At 69.3% G+C, this 13,772-nt stretch carries 19 protein-coding genes; 2 read left to right on the top strand and 17 right to left on the bottom strand.

The annotated features are described in order from the left end of the window. Window positions 1–46: 46 nt before the first annotated feature. The 15 genes from WJM95_RS22380 to WJM95_RS22310 all read right to left on the bottom strand — a co-directional run bounded on the left by WJM95_RS22380 (window position 47) and on the right by WJM95_RS22310 (window position 11,016). Complete coding sequence (locus WJM95_RS22380; RefSeq protein ID WP_339131536.1) at window positions 47–1,591, bottom strand: YfjI family protein; 1,545 nt, start codon at window positions 1,589–1,591, stop codon at window positions 47–49. A 178-nt stretch (window positions 1,592–1,769) separates the two neighbouring features. Continuing rightward, window positions 1,770–2,687 (bottom strand): bifunctional DNA primase/polymerase, encoded by a 918-nt coding sequence (locus WJM95_RS22375; protein ID WP_339131535.1) that lies wholly within the window; start codon window positions 2,685–2,687, stop codon window positions 1,770–1,772. 83 nt (window positions 2,688–2,770) lie between these two features. Next, window positions 2,771–3,970, bottom strand: coding sequence for a DNA cytosine methyltransferase (locus tag WJM95_RS22370; protein WP_339131534.1), 1,200 nt, complete (start codon window positions 3,968–3,970; stop codon window positions 2,771–2,773). Between the two features lie 168 nt (window positions 3,971–4,138). Next, on the bottom strand, window positions 4,139–4,624 hold the full coding sequence (locus WJM95_RS22365; RefSeq protein WP_339131533.1) for a hypothetical protein: 486 nt from the start codon (window positions 4,622–4,624) through the stop codon (window positions 4,139–4,141). 19 nt (window positions 4,625–4,643) lie between these two features. Continuing rightward, the gene (locus WJM95_RS22360; protein WP_339131532.1) at window positions 4,644–5,117 is read right to left on the bottom strand and encodes a hypothetical protein; all 474 of its coding nucleotides are present in this window, start codon (window positions 5,115–5,117) and stop codon (window positions 4,644–4,646) included. A 12-nt stretch (window positions 5,118–5,129) separates the two neighbouring features. Then, on the bottom strand, window positions 5,130–5,324 hold the full coding sequence (locus WJM95_RS22355; protein WP_339131531.1) for a hypothetical protein: 195 nt from the start codon (window positions 5,322–5,324) through the stop codon (window positions 5,130–5,132). Beyond that, window positions 5,321–5,509, bottom strand: coding sequence for a hypothetical protein (locus WJM95_RS22350; RefSeq protein ID WP_339131530.1), 189 nt, complete (start codon window positions 5,507–5,509; stop codon window positions 5,321–5,323). The genes WJM95_RS22355 and WJM95_RS22350 overlap by 4 nt, the downstream gene beginning before the upstream one ends. 16 nt (window positions 5,510–5,525) lie before the next feature. Next, window positions 5,526–5,780, bottom strand: a complete 255-nt coding sequence (locus tag WJM95_RS22345; RefSeq protein ID WP_339131528.1) for a hypothetical protein — start codon at window positions 5,778–5,780, stop codon at window positions 5,526–5,528. Between the two features lie 141 nt (window positions 5,781–5,921). Continuing rightward, window positions 5,922–8,126, bottom strand: a complete 2,205-nt coding sequence (locus tag WJM95_RS22340) for a cell division protein FtsK (RefSeq protein WP_339131526.1) — start codon at window positions 8,124–8,126, stop codon at window positions 5,922–5,924. Between the two features lie 97 nt (window positions 8,127–8,223). Further along, window positions 8,224–8,439 (bottom strand): hypothetical protein, encoded by a 216-nt coding sequence (locus tag WJM95_RS22335; protein ID WP_339131525.1) that lies wholly within the window; start codon window positions 8,437–8,439, stop codon window positions 8,224–8,226. A 29-nt stretch (window positions 8,440–8,468) separates the two neighbouring features. Then, the gene (locus WJM95_RS22330) at window positions 8,469–8,852 is read right to left on the bottom strand and encodes an RRQRL motif-containing zinc-binding protein (protein ID WP_339131524.1); all 384 of its coding nucleotides are present in this window, start codon (window positions 8,850–8,852) and stop codon (window positions 8,469–8,471) included. Next, window positions 8,852–9,817 (bottom strand): DUF2637 domain-containing protein, encoded by a 966-nt coding sequence (locus WJM95_RS22325; protein WP_339131522.1) that lies wholly within the window; start codon window positions 9,815–9,817, stop codon window positions 8,852–8,854. Before WJM95_RS22325 ends, WJM95_RS22330 begins: the two co-directional genes overlap by 1 nt. Further along, complete coding sequence (locus WJM95_RS22320) at window positions 9,814–10,467, bottom strand: GGDEF domain-containing protein (RefSeq protein ID WP_339131520.1); 654 nt, start codon at window positions 10,465–10,467, stop codon at window positions 9,814–9,816. The genes WJM95_RS22325 and WJM95_RS22320 overlap by 4 nt, the downstream gene beginning before the upstream one ends. Continuing rightward, window positions 10,464–10,751: a hypothetical protein gene (locus WJM95_RS22315; protein ID WP_339131519.1), complete on the bottom strand. Its 288-nt coding sequence runs from the start codon at window positions 10,749–10,751 to the stop codon at window positions 10,464–10,466. The genes WJM95_RS22320 and WJM95_RS22315 overlap by 4 nt, the downstream gene beginning before the upstream one ends. Window positions 10,752–10,836: 85 nt before the next feature. Next, the gene (locus WJM95_RS22310) at window positions 10,837–11,016 is read right to left on the bottom strand and encodes a hypothetical protein (RefSeq protein WP_339131518.1); all 180 of its coding nucleotides are present in this window, start codon (window positions 11,014–11,016) and stop codon (window positions 10,837–10,839) included. A gap of 497 nt (window positions 11,017–11,513) precedes the next feature. Here WJM95_RS22310 and WJM95_RS22305 point away from each other — a divergent pair, with 497 nt between their 5' ends. Both WJM95_RS22305 and WJM95_RS22300 read left to right on the top strand, forming a co-directional pair. Then, window positions 11,514–12,281, top strand: coding sequence for a helix-turn-helix transcriptional regulator (locus tag WJM95_RS22305; RefSeq protein ID WP_339131517.1), 768 nt, complete (start codon window positions 11,514–11,516; stop codon window positions 12,279–12,281). After that, the gene (locus WJM95_RS22300; RefSeq protein WP_339131516.1) at window positions 12,281–12,754 is read left to right on the top strand and encodes an NUDIX domain-containing protein; all 474 of its coding nucleotides are present in this window, start codon (window positions 12,281–12,283) and stop codon (window positions 12,752–12,754) included. Before WJM95_RS22305 ends, WJM95_RS22300 begins: the two co-directional genes overlap by 1 nt. Here WJM95_RS22300 and WJM95_RS22295 read toward each other — a convergent pair. Further along, window positions 12,742–13,311, bottom strand: coding sequence for an HD domain-containing protein (locus tag WJM95_RS22295; RefSeq protein WP_339131514.1), 570 nt, complete (start codon window positions 13,309–13,311; stop codon window positions 12,742–12,744). The genes WJM95_RS22300 and WJM95_RS22295 overlap by 13 nt on opposite strands. Window positions 13,312–13,322: 11 nt before the next feature. Then, complete coding sequence (locus WJM95_RS22290; RefSeq protein ID WP_339131512.1) at window positions 13,323–13,769, bottom strand: winged helix-turn-helix domain-containing protein; 447 nt, start codon at window positions 13,767–13,769, stop codon at window positions 13,323–13,325. Window positions 13,770–13,772 lie beyond the last annotated feature (3 nt).

The following is a 13,772-nucleotide window of genomic DNA, read 5'->3' as shown; positions in this document are numbered from 1 at the left end:
GGCTTGCCGGGGTATTTCTGTGATTCTGTGGTTTCTGTGGCGGGGGTCAGGCGGTCGGGTCGGTCAGGCGGGGGTGGACCAGGTAGCGGGGGGAGGGTGGCCGGCCGCGTCCTCCGGTGCGGTGGGCAGCTTGGGCGCGCACGTATCCGTGGTCTTCCAGCAGGGCCAACACGGGGTCCAAGTCGTTGGCGGTGCGGAACTCGGAGCGGGAGAGCTTCACCATCAGGTCCCGCTTGCTGACCTCGCGCCACCCGTGGGTGCGCAGCGCTTCCAGCACGGTGCGGGCCCGTTCGGCGATGCGGTCGGCGCCCATCGAGTCGAACGCGGCGAGGCTGTGGCTGATGAAGTACTCGGCCAGCGCGATCGCGGCGCGCACGGTCGCTTCCGCCACGGGCACCGTGTGCCCCTTGGTCAGGTGTTCGGCGAGGTGGAGCAGGGCGGCCATGCGAGCGGTGGCGCCGACCAGCTTGCCGCCCCAGTCGCCGATCTGCCCCATGATGCCGCCGCGGGCTTCCAGCATCGGTTCCACTCGCGCCTGAAAGGCGGTGAGGGTGGCGACGGCCTCGGGAGTGAGCTGGATGAGGGCGGGGTCGGTCCACTCGGCAAGGAACAGTGTCAGGTCCAGGACGTGGCGCCGGTAGGTCTCCATCACCTGCTCGGGGATGGGGTCGGGCTCAATCTTGCGGCGGCCGACCAGCGACTCGGGAACCGAGTAGAGGAACCTGCCGAGCAGGCCGCGGCCCTTGAACCCGTCTTGCCGTCCGATGTCGTCCAAGACCTGCGGCTGGACGCACAAGCCCATGGTGAGGGCGGGGTGTTCGATGTATTCCTCGCGGGTCTGCCGGTCGACCTTGAGGCGGTCGCCGGCGTGGCCTTTGAGGAAGACGCCCATGTTGGGCTTGCCGGAGTAGCGTCCGGCGATGATGTCGAAGATGTCGCCCTCGGCGGACATGACGGCGATCCGGCCGCCCTGCTCCGCCATACGCGAGGTGACCGTCTCGGCCGTGGTGTCGTCGGCGAGCAACTGCGGTTTGGCCGGCACGGTCACGCTGTCCGCAGTCTGCGCCAGGGCGATCGCGGTGGCCACCAGTTGATCCCGCTCGTCCGTGCTCGCGGATGCTGCCTTGGCGGTGGCCTTGTCGGCCGCCTCCTTGGCGAGGCGCACGGTCATCTCGGCTTCCACGATGGCCGGTTGGGTCAGCGTGCGGAGTTGCTGTTCTGCCTCGTACAGCGGGTCCGTGAGCAGGCCGAACACGGCGGACTTGCGGTTGGCGGGCGGCAGCGAGACGACGACGTAGAGGTTGGTGGGCTCGCGCCAGTGCCCGCGCACCTGCACCTGCGACCGGCCGCCGGCCGCCGTGGCGAGCACGGACAGAGCGACACATCCGGCGAGGTCGACAGGGGTCTGTGTCTCCTCGGCGACTGCGGCCACGAACTCCCGCAGCCAGCCCGGCAGCGCGCCGACGGGGAAGGCGGTGAGCTTGCGCGGTCCGGCGAGTGGAACAGGGTCCTCCCACACGGGCACGGGCGGCTCTTCCAGGGTGGACAGTCCGGCCCACAGGTCGGGGCTGTCCACAGGCTGTGTGGTCATGAGGCCGCCCTCCCTTCGAGGGGGCTCAACAGCGGGCGACGGCCGTCGCCCCTCTGCGGGTCAGGACCAACGGCAGTGCGGACGCCTTCGGCGACGCCCTTTCGGTCGCCCACGGTCGCCCGCGATGGGCGCTGTACGGCGTTCTGCTGCCTTTTGAGATGAGTTCGGGACTTAACGGTCACGCCGCGCTCCTCTCGGCCGTCTGGAGACCGTTGGCGACCGCGCGGCGCGCGTAGCCCTCGGGCACACCGACGGAGACGGCCGCCGCGGCGATCTGCCAGCCGATAGCGTCCAGCCCGCACGGTCCGGGGCACTGCGCGTGCTGAGCTCCCAGGAACCGGGCGACACCGAACGCCTGTGAGGCGGCCCCGGATTCGGCGCGGGCGCGCACGAGGGCGAGGCCGCGTTCGAGGCCGGTGCGGATGTACTGCTCGGTGTGGCGGCAGCCGGTGGCCACCGTCCGATCCCACGTGGCGCCCGCAGGGAGGGAAGAGACCACCTCCCCGCGGGCGGGGGTGGTCTCTTCCCTCACGACCAAGGCGAGGACGGCAGGCGGCAGGGCGGCCATGATGCCGGTGCCAGGTCCGAGCCAACGGGCGTAGGACATGCTGGACTTTATGTCCACGCCCGCCCGCACTGCGTTGTGCGACGGCATGACGCCCTGGTACAGCCAGTGCTCACCGCGCGTCGTGACCACCGTGCGCGTGACCGGCAGCGTCTCGCGCGCCCACGCGACGGCCGTCGCGTTGTCGAGGTCGACCACAGTCAGCCCCGCACCTCCGGGGTGGTAGCCGGCGCACACGGCTTGACGCCATGCTGCTGCCCACAGAGGGGAGTTGATGACACTCAGGTCGGTGGTGGCTGCGGCCCACGCGTGGCAGACACCGGGGCACTGGCAGAGCCCCGCGCTCTTCATGTTCGGTCGGCCGCCGCAAGCATTCTTGGCGCACGCGCGGCAGTTCCCGAACGGGCCCTTCCCCTTCCGCAGAGGCAGCACCGGCACGCCGACCGCTGCCAACTCCAGCGCGGTACACAGGTGGTCATCGTCCAGGCGGTTCACGGCCCGTGGCCGCGGGGTCTTGCGGTCAGGTGTCATGCTGGAGGTCTCCTGTTTCTGTCGAAGGACGGAGAACCGGGGCGGTCGCGGTCTTTGGCGAGAGGCGACCGCCCCAGCCACATCTAGGCGATGTCCAGGGCGAGCTGAGCCAGTGCGGGACCCGCGGCTTCAGCCACGGTCGCGGCGAGCAGCGCGCGGTAGGCGAGTGCGGCTTGGTGGATGACGACGCCGTTGCCGAGGATCTTGAGCTGGTCGGAGCGGGAAAGTTCCAGGTCCGTGCCGGTGACCCAGCCGGGATCGGCGCCCATCATCCATTCCACGAACGCCGGGGACAGTCGGCGGTTGCCCTTGGTGCCCGCCTCGGTCGGCTCGGGCGCGGAACGTCCCAGCACTGCCTCCCAACGCCGGATGGCAGGCCCGTAGTCGGTGCCGTTGGTGGCCACCCACCGCCCGTCCAGGCGGACGGCCTGGCCGGGCAGGTAGTAGTTCCCGGCCGTGTCGCGCTGGTTGGGCCCTCCGTGCGGTCCGTCGGACGCCTTGGGAGTGGGCAGTAGGTTGACCACCACCTCGTTCAGCGGACGGGAGTTGGTGCCCAGCAGGTTGGAGGCGCCGGACTTCCAGTCGCGTGCCGCCGGTGTGGGCAGCAGGGTCACGGCGGTGCGCAGGTTCATCCCGCCCTGCCGCTTGGCAGAGGTTCCGGGGCCGCCGGTCCCGTCGGCCGCGGCCGGTGTCGGGAGCAGGGTCAGCTGGCCGTCGGGGGCAGCAAGAAGACCACTTCGTCCTCCAGCGTGGGCCCGTGCCCGCCCGCCTTGCGCTTGTCCGGGTGCTGGGGTCCCCCATTGCGTCCCAACTGTGAGGTGGGGGTCTTCAGTAGCGGGATACGCGACGGCGAACCAGCGGTCACGCCGGTGACAGGCGCCGACTTCGGGATCTCCAGCGCGTAGGCACATCCACCGCGCGTCGTACCCGAGCGCGGCCAGGTCGGCGGCGACGACGTCGAGTCCCCTACTGCGGATGGCGGCGACGTTCTCCAGGAAGACGAGGCGGGGTCGAAGGTGGCGAACGGCGTCGGCGATGGTTTTCCACAGTCCGGAGCGGTCACCGGCGATCCCTCCCCGAGGTCCGGCGTTGGAGATGTCCTGGCAGGGAAACCCGGCGGTCAGCGCCCGAGGGCGCGGCACAGAGGCGGCCAGCTCCGCGAAGTCGACCGCGGTGATGTCACCCAGGTTGCGCGCGCCGGGCATGCGCGCGGCCAGCAGCCGGGACGCGGCCGGGTCCTTCTCACCGACCAGGACCGTAGGCAGGCCGGTAACGGCTTGCACGGCCTGGTCCAGCGCACCGGACCCGGTGCAAAAGCTGATGTTGCCGCCCTCCGATGAAACGGTGGGGTGATGGGTCATGCTGGATGCCTCCAACAGGTCTGTTGCGGACTGGTTGGCAAGGGCGGCCCCGGATTCTTTGGCAAGAGGCGGGGGCCGCCCTTGGCACAGCTACTGGCTCTTGGCCCAAAGGACGTACTGCTGACGGACGTAGGCACGCGGGTCACAGAGCACCGGCTCGTCGTCCAGGTCCATGAGCTCTCGGGCAGCCTGTATGGCAAGGTCCGCGGCAGCGGTGGGGATGTCGTCGCCGTCGCTCTCGTCGTGCAGAGCAATGCGGTCGAGCAGGGCGGCCTTGCGCAGCCAGAACTCACGAGCAGGAAAGGCGCCGGACACCACTTCGCGGGCCGTCCGTGCGGTCCATCCGACCTCACGGACCATGCTCGGGGCAGTGTCGTACGCGGCTTCCGCCGTGGGCCAGTCCGCCGTATCGGCCGGCGCGTCTGCGGTGGGCAGATCGGCCCTGATGTAGAGGCGGTTCCGGTGGCCGTCACGCGTGGGGTAGACGGTCGCAGTGCCGGTCGTGAACGTGCCGTCGAGTGCGGCGACGACACGTTCGGTGTCCTGCGGGGCGCAGATGATGCGGATCTCGAACACGGGTGTCCTCTCCGGGGGTTCAGCCGTGGAAGTGGTTGCGCTTGATGACGGCCTTGCGGATGTTGACCGTGCTGCCGCGCCCGCCGCTGATGGAGCGGATCGGGGTGCGCCAGGCGAGGACCGCGAGCGCGATCCACATGACGGTGCCGGTGCCGAGTCCGGCGGCGGCGTTGACGACCTCGCCCACGCCGTAGCCGACGCCGGCGGCGAGGGCGCCGCCCCCGAGCCCGGCACCCATGAAGCGCTGGGCGATGGGGTCGAGGAGCGGGAGCGGGGTCAGGTCGCGCGGTTCGGGGCGGGCCATCGGGGCGGGGGCGAGGTGCTTGGGCATGGGGACCAGGCGGCCGTAGGCGTCGGGCACCCACACCACCGGGCCCCGTTCGGCGGCCAGTTCCACAGCCGCGGGGGTGGGCGCGTACAGGGTCAGGGAGGCCGGGTCGTACACCGGGGCGGCCGGGAAGTCCGGCCGCAGGGCTGGGGCGTGTTCGTTCACGGCGGGTCTCCTTCAGTTACCGAGGGCGGACAGGGCGTCGGCGGACGCTTGCACGACGTCGTGGATGGGTCCGTAGGCGCCGGTCCCGGCGACGAAGAACCCGAACAGGAACAGGACCAGGGCGGAGCCGCCGCCGGCGGACCGGGTTTTGACGGCGAGGGCGGACGCGGCGCCGAACAGCAGCACGGCGGAGATGTTCAGGATCATCGGGAGCCCTCCGGGCTGTCGGGGTTGGTGAACCGGGCGCGCATGTCGGCGAGCGCGCGGCGCAGGTCGGCGAGGCTGACCGGATCGGTGCGGAACCGGTCCGGGAGGTCGGCGGTCAGGAAGTCGCTCGTCTCGTCGTGGCAGACGATGACGGGCGACCGGCGGTGCGCAGGGTGGTGGGTCATGGCTGCTCTCCCGGGGTCAGTCGGCGGTGCCGGCGCGGTAGATGCGGGCCCACAGGTTGTAGAGGTGGCGACCGACGCGTATGCGCTTGCCGTGGCCCTGGCAGCGGCGGCACTGCTTGCCGCGCTTGAGGCGTCCTTTGCGGTCGGTCTTGAGCGCGTGGCCCATGCCGCGGCACTTGCGGCAGTCGCCGTACGGGCTCGCCGCACACAGACTCCAGTAACCGAGAGTGACGGCGAGCAGGCAGGCTCCAGCAAGGAGGAGGAGGGTCATGGGGTGCCCTTCCAGGCGGGTTTCCGGGTGTTCTCGCAGGTCGGGTGCTAGGTGCGAGGTTGCTGATCAGAGCCGGTTTGGGGTGCTAGCGGGGCTGCTAGGTCTAGCAACGGCGGGTGCTAGACCTAGCAGCGGTGCGCGTCAGTCTCCGGACCACTTTCCGTCACGCTGGGTGATGGCGGTGGTGATGTCGGCGCGGGCGATGCCGCGGCGGGTGGTGCCCTTGCCCTTGTCGGTGGTGCCCCAGACGTCCTGCGCGCTGATGCCGTGCGGGCGCAGGTTCGTGGTCACCGTCTCCGGCTTCCACCCGCCGTAGATCTCCGGCCGCAGCGCGGCGAGACGGGCGGCGACCTTCTCGTTCCACACCTTGTCCTCGTCGACTGCGACGACCCTGAGGATGTCGGCGAGCAGGTCGAACGCGGCCTCACCGCTCTCGGGACTTTCACCGATGGCGTGCCCGGTGATGTTCCCGTACGCCTCGCGCATCTTCCGGGCCCGCACGACAACCTGTTCGGCGCCGAGCGCGTCGACGAACGCGGACGCGACGATGCGCGGGTCGTCGCCCTCGCCGGCCATCCAGCAGATGCCGCGGTCGGTACGGGAGAACATCGTCGCCCGGTAACCCGCCTTGTACATCGACGTGCCGAGCACCATGTCGTTGGCGGGCTGACCCATCACCTTCAGGCAGAACCGCAGGACCGCGTTTGCCGAGATGCCGGTGGGCAGCGACTTCGCGTCCGGGCGCTGGGTGCCGAACAGGGTCACCATGCCCAGCGCCGGACCGCGCTTGCCCAGGTCGGTCGCGATCTCCTCGATCTCCGCCCCGTACTTCTCGTGCTCGAACGGGACCTGGCACTCGTCGAACCCGGCCACGATCGGGTGCAGCCCGAGCGACTTGTCGTTCGCCAGCTCGGGGGTGACCTTCGATTCCGGGCAGCGAGAGCGCGGCAGGGACTTGATGACCTTCGCCCTGCGGCGCAGCTCCGCCCGCAGCTCGCGCAGCGATTCGAGGACGTACAGGATGTCTTCGTCCTCGTCGCCTGCCCGGTAGCGGTGGCAGACCGGCTCCAGGGCACCGAAGTCGCCGGTGCCCTTGAAGTCGAACGCGTACAGGGCCGCCCGCGGGTCCAGCGCGGCGATGAGCAGGAACAGCCGCATCAGGAACGTCTTTCCCATCCGCGGGATGGACCCGACGACCACGCTCGCGAACATGAGCGTGACGGCGACGTCGCCCATGCGCTGGTCGTTGCCGAACACGACCGGCCTGAACAGATCGACGCTGCCCGACTTCAGCAGCGGCCAGGCGGGCTTGGTGGTCTCGTTCATGGGCTTGTCGCCCACCCACAGGATCAGCCGGCCCTCGTGCTCGGTCGGGTCGGCCGACGGCCACACACAGCCGACCTTGCGGCGCAGCCCGGACGCGAGCGGCTTGCGGGCCTCCATGATGTCCTCCGGGGTCACACCCCACGGGAGGTCGAGGTCGGCGCGGTAGCCGGGACCGTCGCGGGTGATCTCGGAGGTGAAGCGCATCCCGTTCATGTCGCCGCCCTTCTTGATGGCGGCCGACAGCTTCGCGTTGCCGATGTTGTCCAAAGCGCGCAGCACGATCGGACCGGTCAGCTTCTGAATCTCCGTCTTCAGCACCGCGGGCCCGATCACGGGGTGGTCCTGCGGGGAGCCCCAGAAACCGGCGACCAGCACCGCGGCCGATGCCAGCACGCCTAACCAGGCGGGGGCCAGCACGTACAGGGTCAGCGCGAACGCGGCACCGAAGACCAGCGCCACCGTGCTGACGAGCACGCGCAGGCGGACCCGTCCGTCGCGCTGCCGGGACAGTTTCAGGTACTCCGCGGTGTTCTCCCCCCGTACCTCGTACTCGCGCAGCGGCGCACCCTCCGCGTCCCACACCCACCGGTTGCTGTCCCGCACGAAACGGGCCGCACCGCGCGGCGCGTGGAGCGTGAGCTGGAGGGCGTACCAGGGGGTGCGGATGCCGTGGAACGCCGTGGCGTAGAAGGCATTGCCGGCCGCGCGCTCCGCGGTGGCCACGAAGCCAGGCTTCGAGGTGAGCCACGTCGGCAGGATCGGCCGACGCTTGTAGGTCGTGATCCCGGGAGAGGGAAGGTCGGGACGGTCGACCGGACGGGCGATCGAGTCGGCCGACTCCTCGTCGTCCGGGTCGTCCGACCCGGTGGGGCGGGAGTCGGGCAGCGGGTCGGCCGTCGGGGCGGCCGACCCGTCACAGGCGGATCGGGCCTTGTCGAGGTCGACCACGTCCGCGCCGGTGCCGGTGGTCATCTCGGCTTCGAGCCGGTTGAACAGTTCGTTGTCGTCGGGCTGGTTCACTGAAGGTTCCTTCCGGATACGGAGGGGTGAGCGGGGTCCGGCCGACGCTGTGGAAGGTGGGCGGACGGACCCCGCGAGCAGACGGTGAGCAGTGACGTCAGAGCTGGATGCGAGTGGCCTCGAAGTGCGCCACCGCGCCGCGCAAGCCCTGCATGGTGAGCTGGTCGGTGGCCTCGAAGTAGGCGTCCGCCTTCTCGTAGCCGTCCGGGCCGGTGACGATCCCGGACACCGGGCGCCACAGACGGCCGACCAAAACCAGCGCGGACCAGTGGAACGCGACGGTGTGCACCGGGGTCGGGGTCGGGTTGGCCATGGCGGAACTCCTCGCATTCGGTGGGGTGTTCAGGCGGCGCACGGTGCTGTGGCTGGGTAGGCGCAGGTCACGCACATGCCGAGCGAGGTCGGGATGACGTATCCGGCGTCCGTGGCGCAGGCGGGGCAGGTGCGGCGCGCTCGCATCGCCTTGGCGAGCGCAGCCCGCTTACCGGCCGTCATCGGCCGAACAGGCTTGGCGCGGTCGAGGCGGTAGAGGTAGGCGACCAGCGGGCCACGCCGGTAACGCGGGCGCATGAGCTGCGCCGCGATCGGCTGACCGCCCGGACGGAGCCCGCGGGCGCGCAGTTGGCGACGTGTGGCGAGCCCGTTGGGGGCGTAACGCCACGGGTAGGTAGGGATGCCGTACTGGGCGCCGGTGGGGTCGTAGCACTTGCCGAACGACCCGGCCATCACGGAACGGCGTGCAGCGCCGGGGCTTGGGCACGCTCGGCTTTCAGCGCGTCCCGCAGCCGGCGGGCATTCGCCGCGGAGCAGCGCACTTCCGCGCGGATGGCCTCCGCGTTCAGACCGGCTTCGCTCCACTGTGCAGTGGCCGCGCGAGCCTCGATGAGCAGGCCCTCGAAAGAGCGTTGCGGCTTCCCTGCGACCCTGGCGGAGGTGCGGCGTGCCGTCCGCGCCTTGGGCACGGGCGGGACTGCCTGTGGCTTGCTCGCCGGAGACGATGCGGGGATGCCCTGCTCGGTGGCGGGGGCGAGGTCGCCCATGCGCAGCATCACGCGCTCACGACGTGGGGTCTTCGAGCGCCAGCGCCATCCGTGCTGCTCGCGCAGGTCCGCGCGGGCCAACTGCCGTTCCTTCTCCAGCACCAGGGCCGTGCTGTAGGAGGTGACCTCCCACAGCGTCATACGGCGCCAAAGTGCGAACGTGGAGGGGAAGGCGAGCAGCCAGCGCGAGAAGCGGATCTTCTCCATGCGGCGGCCGGTGGCGGCGCCGATGCGGACGGCGTAGATGTGCGCGCCGATCTCGGAGAACACCACCCACAGCAGCGGCATCGTGCCGTGCGCGATCTTCGCGGACAGGGAGTGTCCAGCCGCGATGTTCAGCCCGCACGTGATGAGCGTGAGCGCCCAGGGCACGAAGCGCACCCAGGCGAGCGCCATGTCCATCCGGATCAACAGCAGGTTGGCGACGGTGAACACTGGGATGGACACGTCGATACCCACAGGCAGCATCCACGGCGAGCGGAAACCCCAACTCGCCGCGGCAGCGGACACCGCGTCGAACGAGGAGATCAGACCGAGCGCGCCGACCGCAGCGGCGGCGAGGGCACCGACGCCGGCGAGTCCCTGCTCCGGGCGCGTCAATGGCGGCACCCTGGGTGCGGGCGCCTCGGGTACGGGGGTCGGGGTGGTCATGCTGCGGCCTCCGGTTTGCCGAGCGTTCCGGGGCGGCCGGCGCGGCGACCGTTGACCGTCGGTTGCTGCGGGATGAGATCGAGGGCCGTGAGCCAGTCGGCGCCGGAATGCTTGGCCGCGTACATCTGCTCATCCGCCAGCCGCAGCAGCGTGGACAGGTCCGCGCCGCCGGTGACCGGGTCGTAGGCGACCGCGCCGATTGCGGCGCCCGCAGCGAGCCGGTGCCCGTCGACCGTGACCGGCTCCACGAGGGCCCGGTGCAGCTCAGTGAGCGTCCAGCACAGATCCGTGTGGCTCAGCACGCGGGCGACTGCGGCGAACTCATCGCCACCCAGACGCCCCACGGTGCCGAGGTTGACGGCCGCCCACTCGGCCAGGCGCCGGCCGGTGGTCGCGATGACCACGTCGCCTGCCGCGTGCCCGTGGGTGTCGTTGATCTCCTTGAACCGGTTGAGGTCGATGACGTAGATCGCGCCGCGGCCGCCCGCCAGCACCTTCGCAGCGCGCTCCTCGAACGCTTCTCGCGTCCACAGGCCCGTCAGCGGGTCACGGCGTGCGGTCTCGATCCGCCGGCGCAGCCGCAGGGAATGCAGCGACCATCCGGCCGCCATCGGCAGACCGACAGCGGCGGCTAACAGGGCCTCGCTCATGCCGCCACCCCCTTGCCCGCCGTGCGACGGCGAGCGGGGCGGGACAGCGGGACGATGTCGAACAGGTCCAGGTTCTCCTCGATCACCTGCGCCGCGATGCGGACCAGGTCGTCGGGAAGGTTCGGGTTGTCGGCGAGGATGTCGCGCGCAGCGTCCTCGCGGGCGGCGCGTTCTTCATCCGTCTCGCCCTCGACCCCGAGCCACAGTTCAATCGGGGTGCCGAGCGCGAGTTCCGCGAAGTCCTGGGCGGAGATGGCCTGTTGGCGGCCGATGTACGTACGCATGGCAGTTCTCCTGACGTCGAAGGGATGCCGGGGCGGTCGCGGTCTTTGGCGAGAGGCGACCGCCCACGGGTAGCGGGGACAGAGATCAGCAGCGGAAAGCAGCGCGGAAAAGAGAGATCACGTCGTCCGTACGGTCGCCGACCCTGCCGGAGTCGAGCTCCTCGGCACGGGCCTCGTAACGGGCCGCCGCGTCCTCATGGCCAGCAGCACGCTGCTTGGCAGCGGCGATCCGGTTCGCGTCGGCGGCCTTCTTCAGGCGACTCATGAACGGTCCTCTCAGATGATGAGGCGGAAACGCTGTCGCGGTTCCCCTCTGCGCCGCTCGTACGAGACGAGCAGCGGAGGCAACCGGCCCACAGCCGTTGAGCTGCGGAAAGGTGAGGTGGTGCGTTGTCTCCTTCGGGAACACGAGCTCCCGTTTCAGGCGTACGGAGACGTGAGGCCTATTGGCCTCAGCCCTCCGGTTGACCAGGGGTCCGGGTCCCTCGGCCCGCTCTGCCCCGGGCCCCTTGTCTTGCGCTCGCCCGGTTCGTTGAAGCGATCCGAACGAGAGGAACATGTATTACCTGTTCCTCATCTTGCAGAGAGGAGTTCGCCCCGTCAAGCCCTTCGGCTGTTGGAGTGCTGCGAGCTCCTCGCGCTCGATGTACCTACAGACTGGCGCCGGAGGCGGCGACGATCGACTTCGCGGATGTACGACTTGAGTCGCGCTTGGCTACTGTGAAGTCGTACCAAGTCGTCCCGGCATGGCGGAGGTTGGACATGGCGAACGAGCGACTGCGCGGCGCGATAGTGGACTTAGGCCTGACGCTCGATGAGGTCGCCGAACGGCTCGGGGTCGCGTCCAAGACGGTCGAACGATGGATCAACGAACCCGAGCGCAAGCCATATCGCCGCTTCCAGTTCGCAACAGCATCCCTGTTGAGGTGCGAGGTGTCGTACCTGTGGCCGGACGAGCGCACGTCAGCCGAGGTCGCGGCCGCCGGCAACGCGGAGTTGGTCAGGCTCTATCCACACAGGTCCGTCGTGATGCAAACCCTCTGGACGAACCTCTACTCCAAGGCGATCCGCCAGTTCGACCTGTTGGTGTACTCCGGGTTCTGGCTCACGGAAGACGCGTCGTTCCACCGCATCGTGAAAGAGAAGTCAGCCGACGGGGTACCTATCCGCTTCATCCTGGGAGAGCCCACGTCGTCGGCCGTAGCGGTGCGCGGCGAGGACGAAGGGATCGGCGCGGCGATGGCAGGCAAGATCCGGAACGCCCTCATCAACTACGGCCCTCTCTTCGGCCTCCCCGGGGTGGAGTTCCGGTTGCACGGTACGACCCTCTACAACTCCATCTACCGGGCCGATGACGAGATGCTGGCGAACGGACACCTCTACGGAGTCGGCGCCTACATGTCGCCCGTGCTACACCTACGGCGCGTGCCCGGCGGTGAACTCTTCGACGCCTACGCAGAGAGTGTTGAGAAGGTCTGGGAATCTGCCCGCTCAATCTCTTCACCTGCCGATTGGGAAGGCACTGCCTGATGAGCCGTATCGACTACTTCCGCGACCCGAACGCGCCTCAGGCCAACTCGGTCGTGCCCTCGGTCACTGCGATCGTCCGAGACGACGCGGGACGGTTGCTGCTCATCCACAAGACGGACAACGATCTGTGGGCACTGCCCGGCGGTGGCCACGACATCGGCGAGCGCATCGGCGACACCGTCGTCCGTGAGGTCGCGGAAGAGACCGGCATTGACGTTGACGTAGACAGCATCGTGGGGCTCTACACAGACCCTGAACACGTGCTGGCGTACGACGACGGAGAGGTCCGGCAACAGTTCTCCATCTGCTTCCGAGCCCACCCCACCGGCGGTTCGCTGCGTACGAGCAGCGAGTCAAAAGAGGTCCGTTGGGTTAACCCAACGGACCTTGACGGACTGGACATCCACCCGTCGATGATGCTGCGCATCCGCCACGGTCTCGACGACTCGCGACGAGAGCCCTACATCGGCTGACTGTCGGCAGAGACTTGCGCCAACCGGCCCTCGACACGCCTCGCCGCTGCGTGAATCTCGGGTGCCGCGCGCTGGATGAACCGCCCGACGATCGTGTCCGGGCCGTACCGCCGCACGATCTCGTCCAGCCGCGCGGTCGGCGTGGTCTGCGTCCCGTCGGGCGTCGTCGTCATATCGCAGAACAGCAGGGCGTCGACCAGGTCCGGGCGCTCTAGCTCGAACTCCCCCTCTAGCTCCTGCCTCAGTCCACGCTCCTCGGCTTCCAACAGAGCGCAGGAATGGTGAGCCACGAGACGAACGACCCGCTCATCTGCCTTCTCCTGGTCGCGGAGGAACCGCGCGCCGTCCAGCGGGTGAAAGCCGGTCGTGGCGATGGCCGGCGCGTACCCGATGTCATGGAGCACCGCGGCAGCTTCCAGCAACTCGGCATCGTCACCCATGATCGAGCCCAGGGAGCGAGCGCGCTTGGCGACCCCGAGCGAATGCGCCCACCGGCGCGGGAGCGGATCGGACAGCAGCGATTCGGAGAGCGAGTACGCCCACTCAGTCAGTCCCATGGCGGCCAAGACTACGGCCGGACCGTAGGGGTTGGGAGACCACGCACGGTTCGCCCCTTGCCATGGACTGTGGCGAGCAAGCCGTTCCCCTCCATCTGAGCAAGGACCCGACGCACAGCAGTACGGGACGCCCCGAACCGCTCGCAGAGCTTCGCTTCAGACGGGTACGAATCGCCAGCTGAGAGTGCGTCTTCTGACATCAGATCAGTCATCCGTTCGGCGAGCGACCGATGATCGCCAGCCCGAGCCACACGCCACCCAATCCCAGGAGCAGACTCCACCACGCCTTCGGCCTCCAGCACCTTGAGAGCGCGGCGGATCGTGTTGCGGGACACTCCATACGAGCGCATAAGCGCTGCCTCCGATGGCAACTTGGCCGCGTCATCGCTCAACTCGATCTGCTGACGCAACGATTCGGAGACCTGCAAGTACGTACCTCGCGGACTCGCTTGCGGCACAGG

It is taken from the genome of Streptomyces sp. f51 (assembly GCF_037940415.1).
Taxonomy (GTDB): domain Bacteria; phylum Actinomycetota; class Actinomycetes; order Streptomycetales; family Streptomycetaceae; genus Streptomyces.
Note: the sequence above shows the minus strand (reverse complement) of the source record. Positions and strands in the feature narration are given on the sequence as shown.

Coding starts and splice junctions, on each gene's coding strand:
- WJM95_RS22380 (WP_339131536.1), bottom strand. CDS start 1,591: ATGACCACACAGCCTGTGGACAGCCCCGACCTGTGGGCCGGACTGTCC.
- WJM95_RS22375 (WP_339131535.1), bottom strand. CDS start 2,687: ATGACACCTGACCGCAAGACCCCGCGGCCACGGGCCGTGAACCGCCTG.
- WJM95_RS22355 (WP_339131531.1), bottom strand. CDS start 5,324: ATGATCCTGAACATCTCCGCCGTGCTGCTGTTCGGCGCCGCGTCCGCC.
- WJM95_RS22350 (WP_339131530.1), bottom strand. CDS start 5,509: ATGACCCACCACCCTGCGCACCGCCGGTCGCCCGTCATCGTCTGCCAC.
- WJM95_RS22345 (WP_339131528.1), bottom strand. CDS start 5,780: ATGACCCTCCTCCTCCTTGCTGGAGCCTGCCTGCTCGCCGTCACTCTC.
- WJM95_RS22335 (WP_339131525.1), bottom strand. CDS start 8,439: ATGGCCAACCCGACCCCGACCCCGGTGCACACCGTCGCGTTCCACTGG.
- WJM95_RS22330 (WP_339131524.1), bottom strand. CDS start 8,852: ATGGCCGGGTCGTTCGGCAAGTGCTACGACCCCACCGGCGCCCAGTAC.
- WJM95_RS22325 (WP_339131522.1), bottom strand. CDS start 9,817: ATGACCACCCCGACCCCCGTACCCGAGGCGCCCGCACCCAGGGTGCCG.
- WJM95_RS22320 (WP_339131520.1), bottom strand. CDS start 10,467: ATGAGCGAGGCCCTGTTAGCCGCCGCTGTCGGTCTGCCGATGGCGGCC.
- WJM95_RS22315 (WP_339131519.1), bottom strand. CDS start 10,751: ATGCGTACGTACATCGGCCGCCAACAGGCCATCTCCGCCCAGGACTTC.
- WJM95_RS22310 (WP_339131518.1), bottom strand. CDS start 11,016: ATGAGTCGCCTGAAGAAGGCCGCCGACGCGAACCGGATCGCCGCTGCC.
- WJM95_RS22305 (WP_339131517.1), top strand. CDS start 11,514: ATGGCGAACGAGCGACTGCGCGGCGCGATAGTGGACTTAGGCCTGACG.
- WJM95_RS22300 (WP_339131516.1), top strand. CDS start 12,281: ATGAGCCGTATCGACTACTTCCGCGACCCGAACGCGCCTCAGGCCAAC.
- WJM95_RS22295 (WP_339131514.1), bottom strand. CDS start 13,311: ATGGGACTGACTGAGTGGGCGTACTCGCTCTCCGAATCGCTGCTGTCC.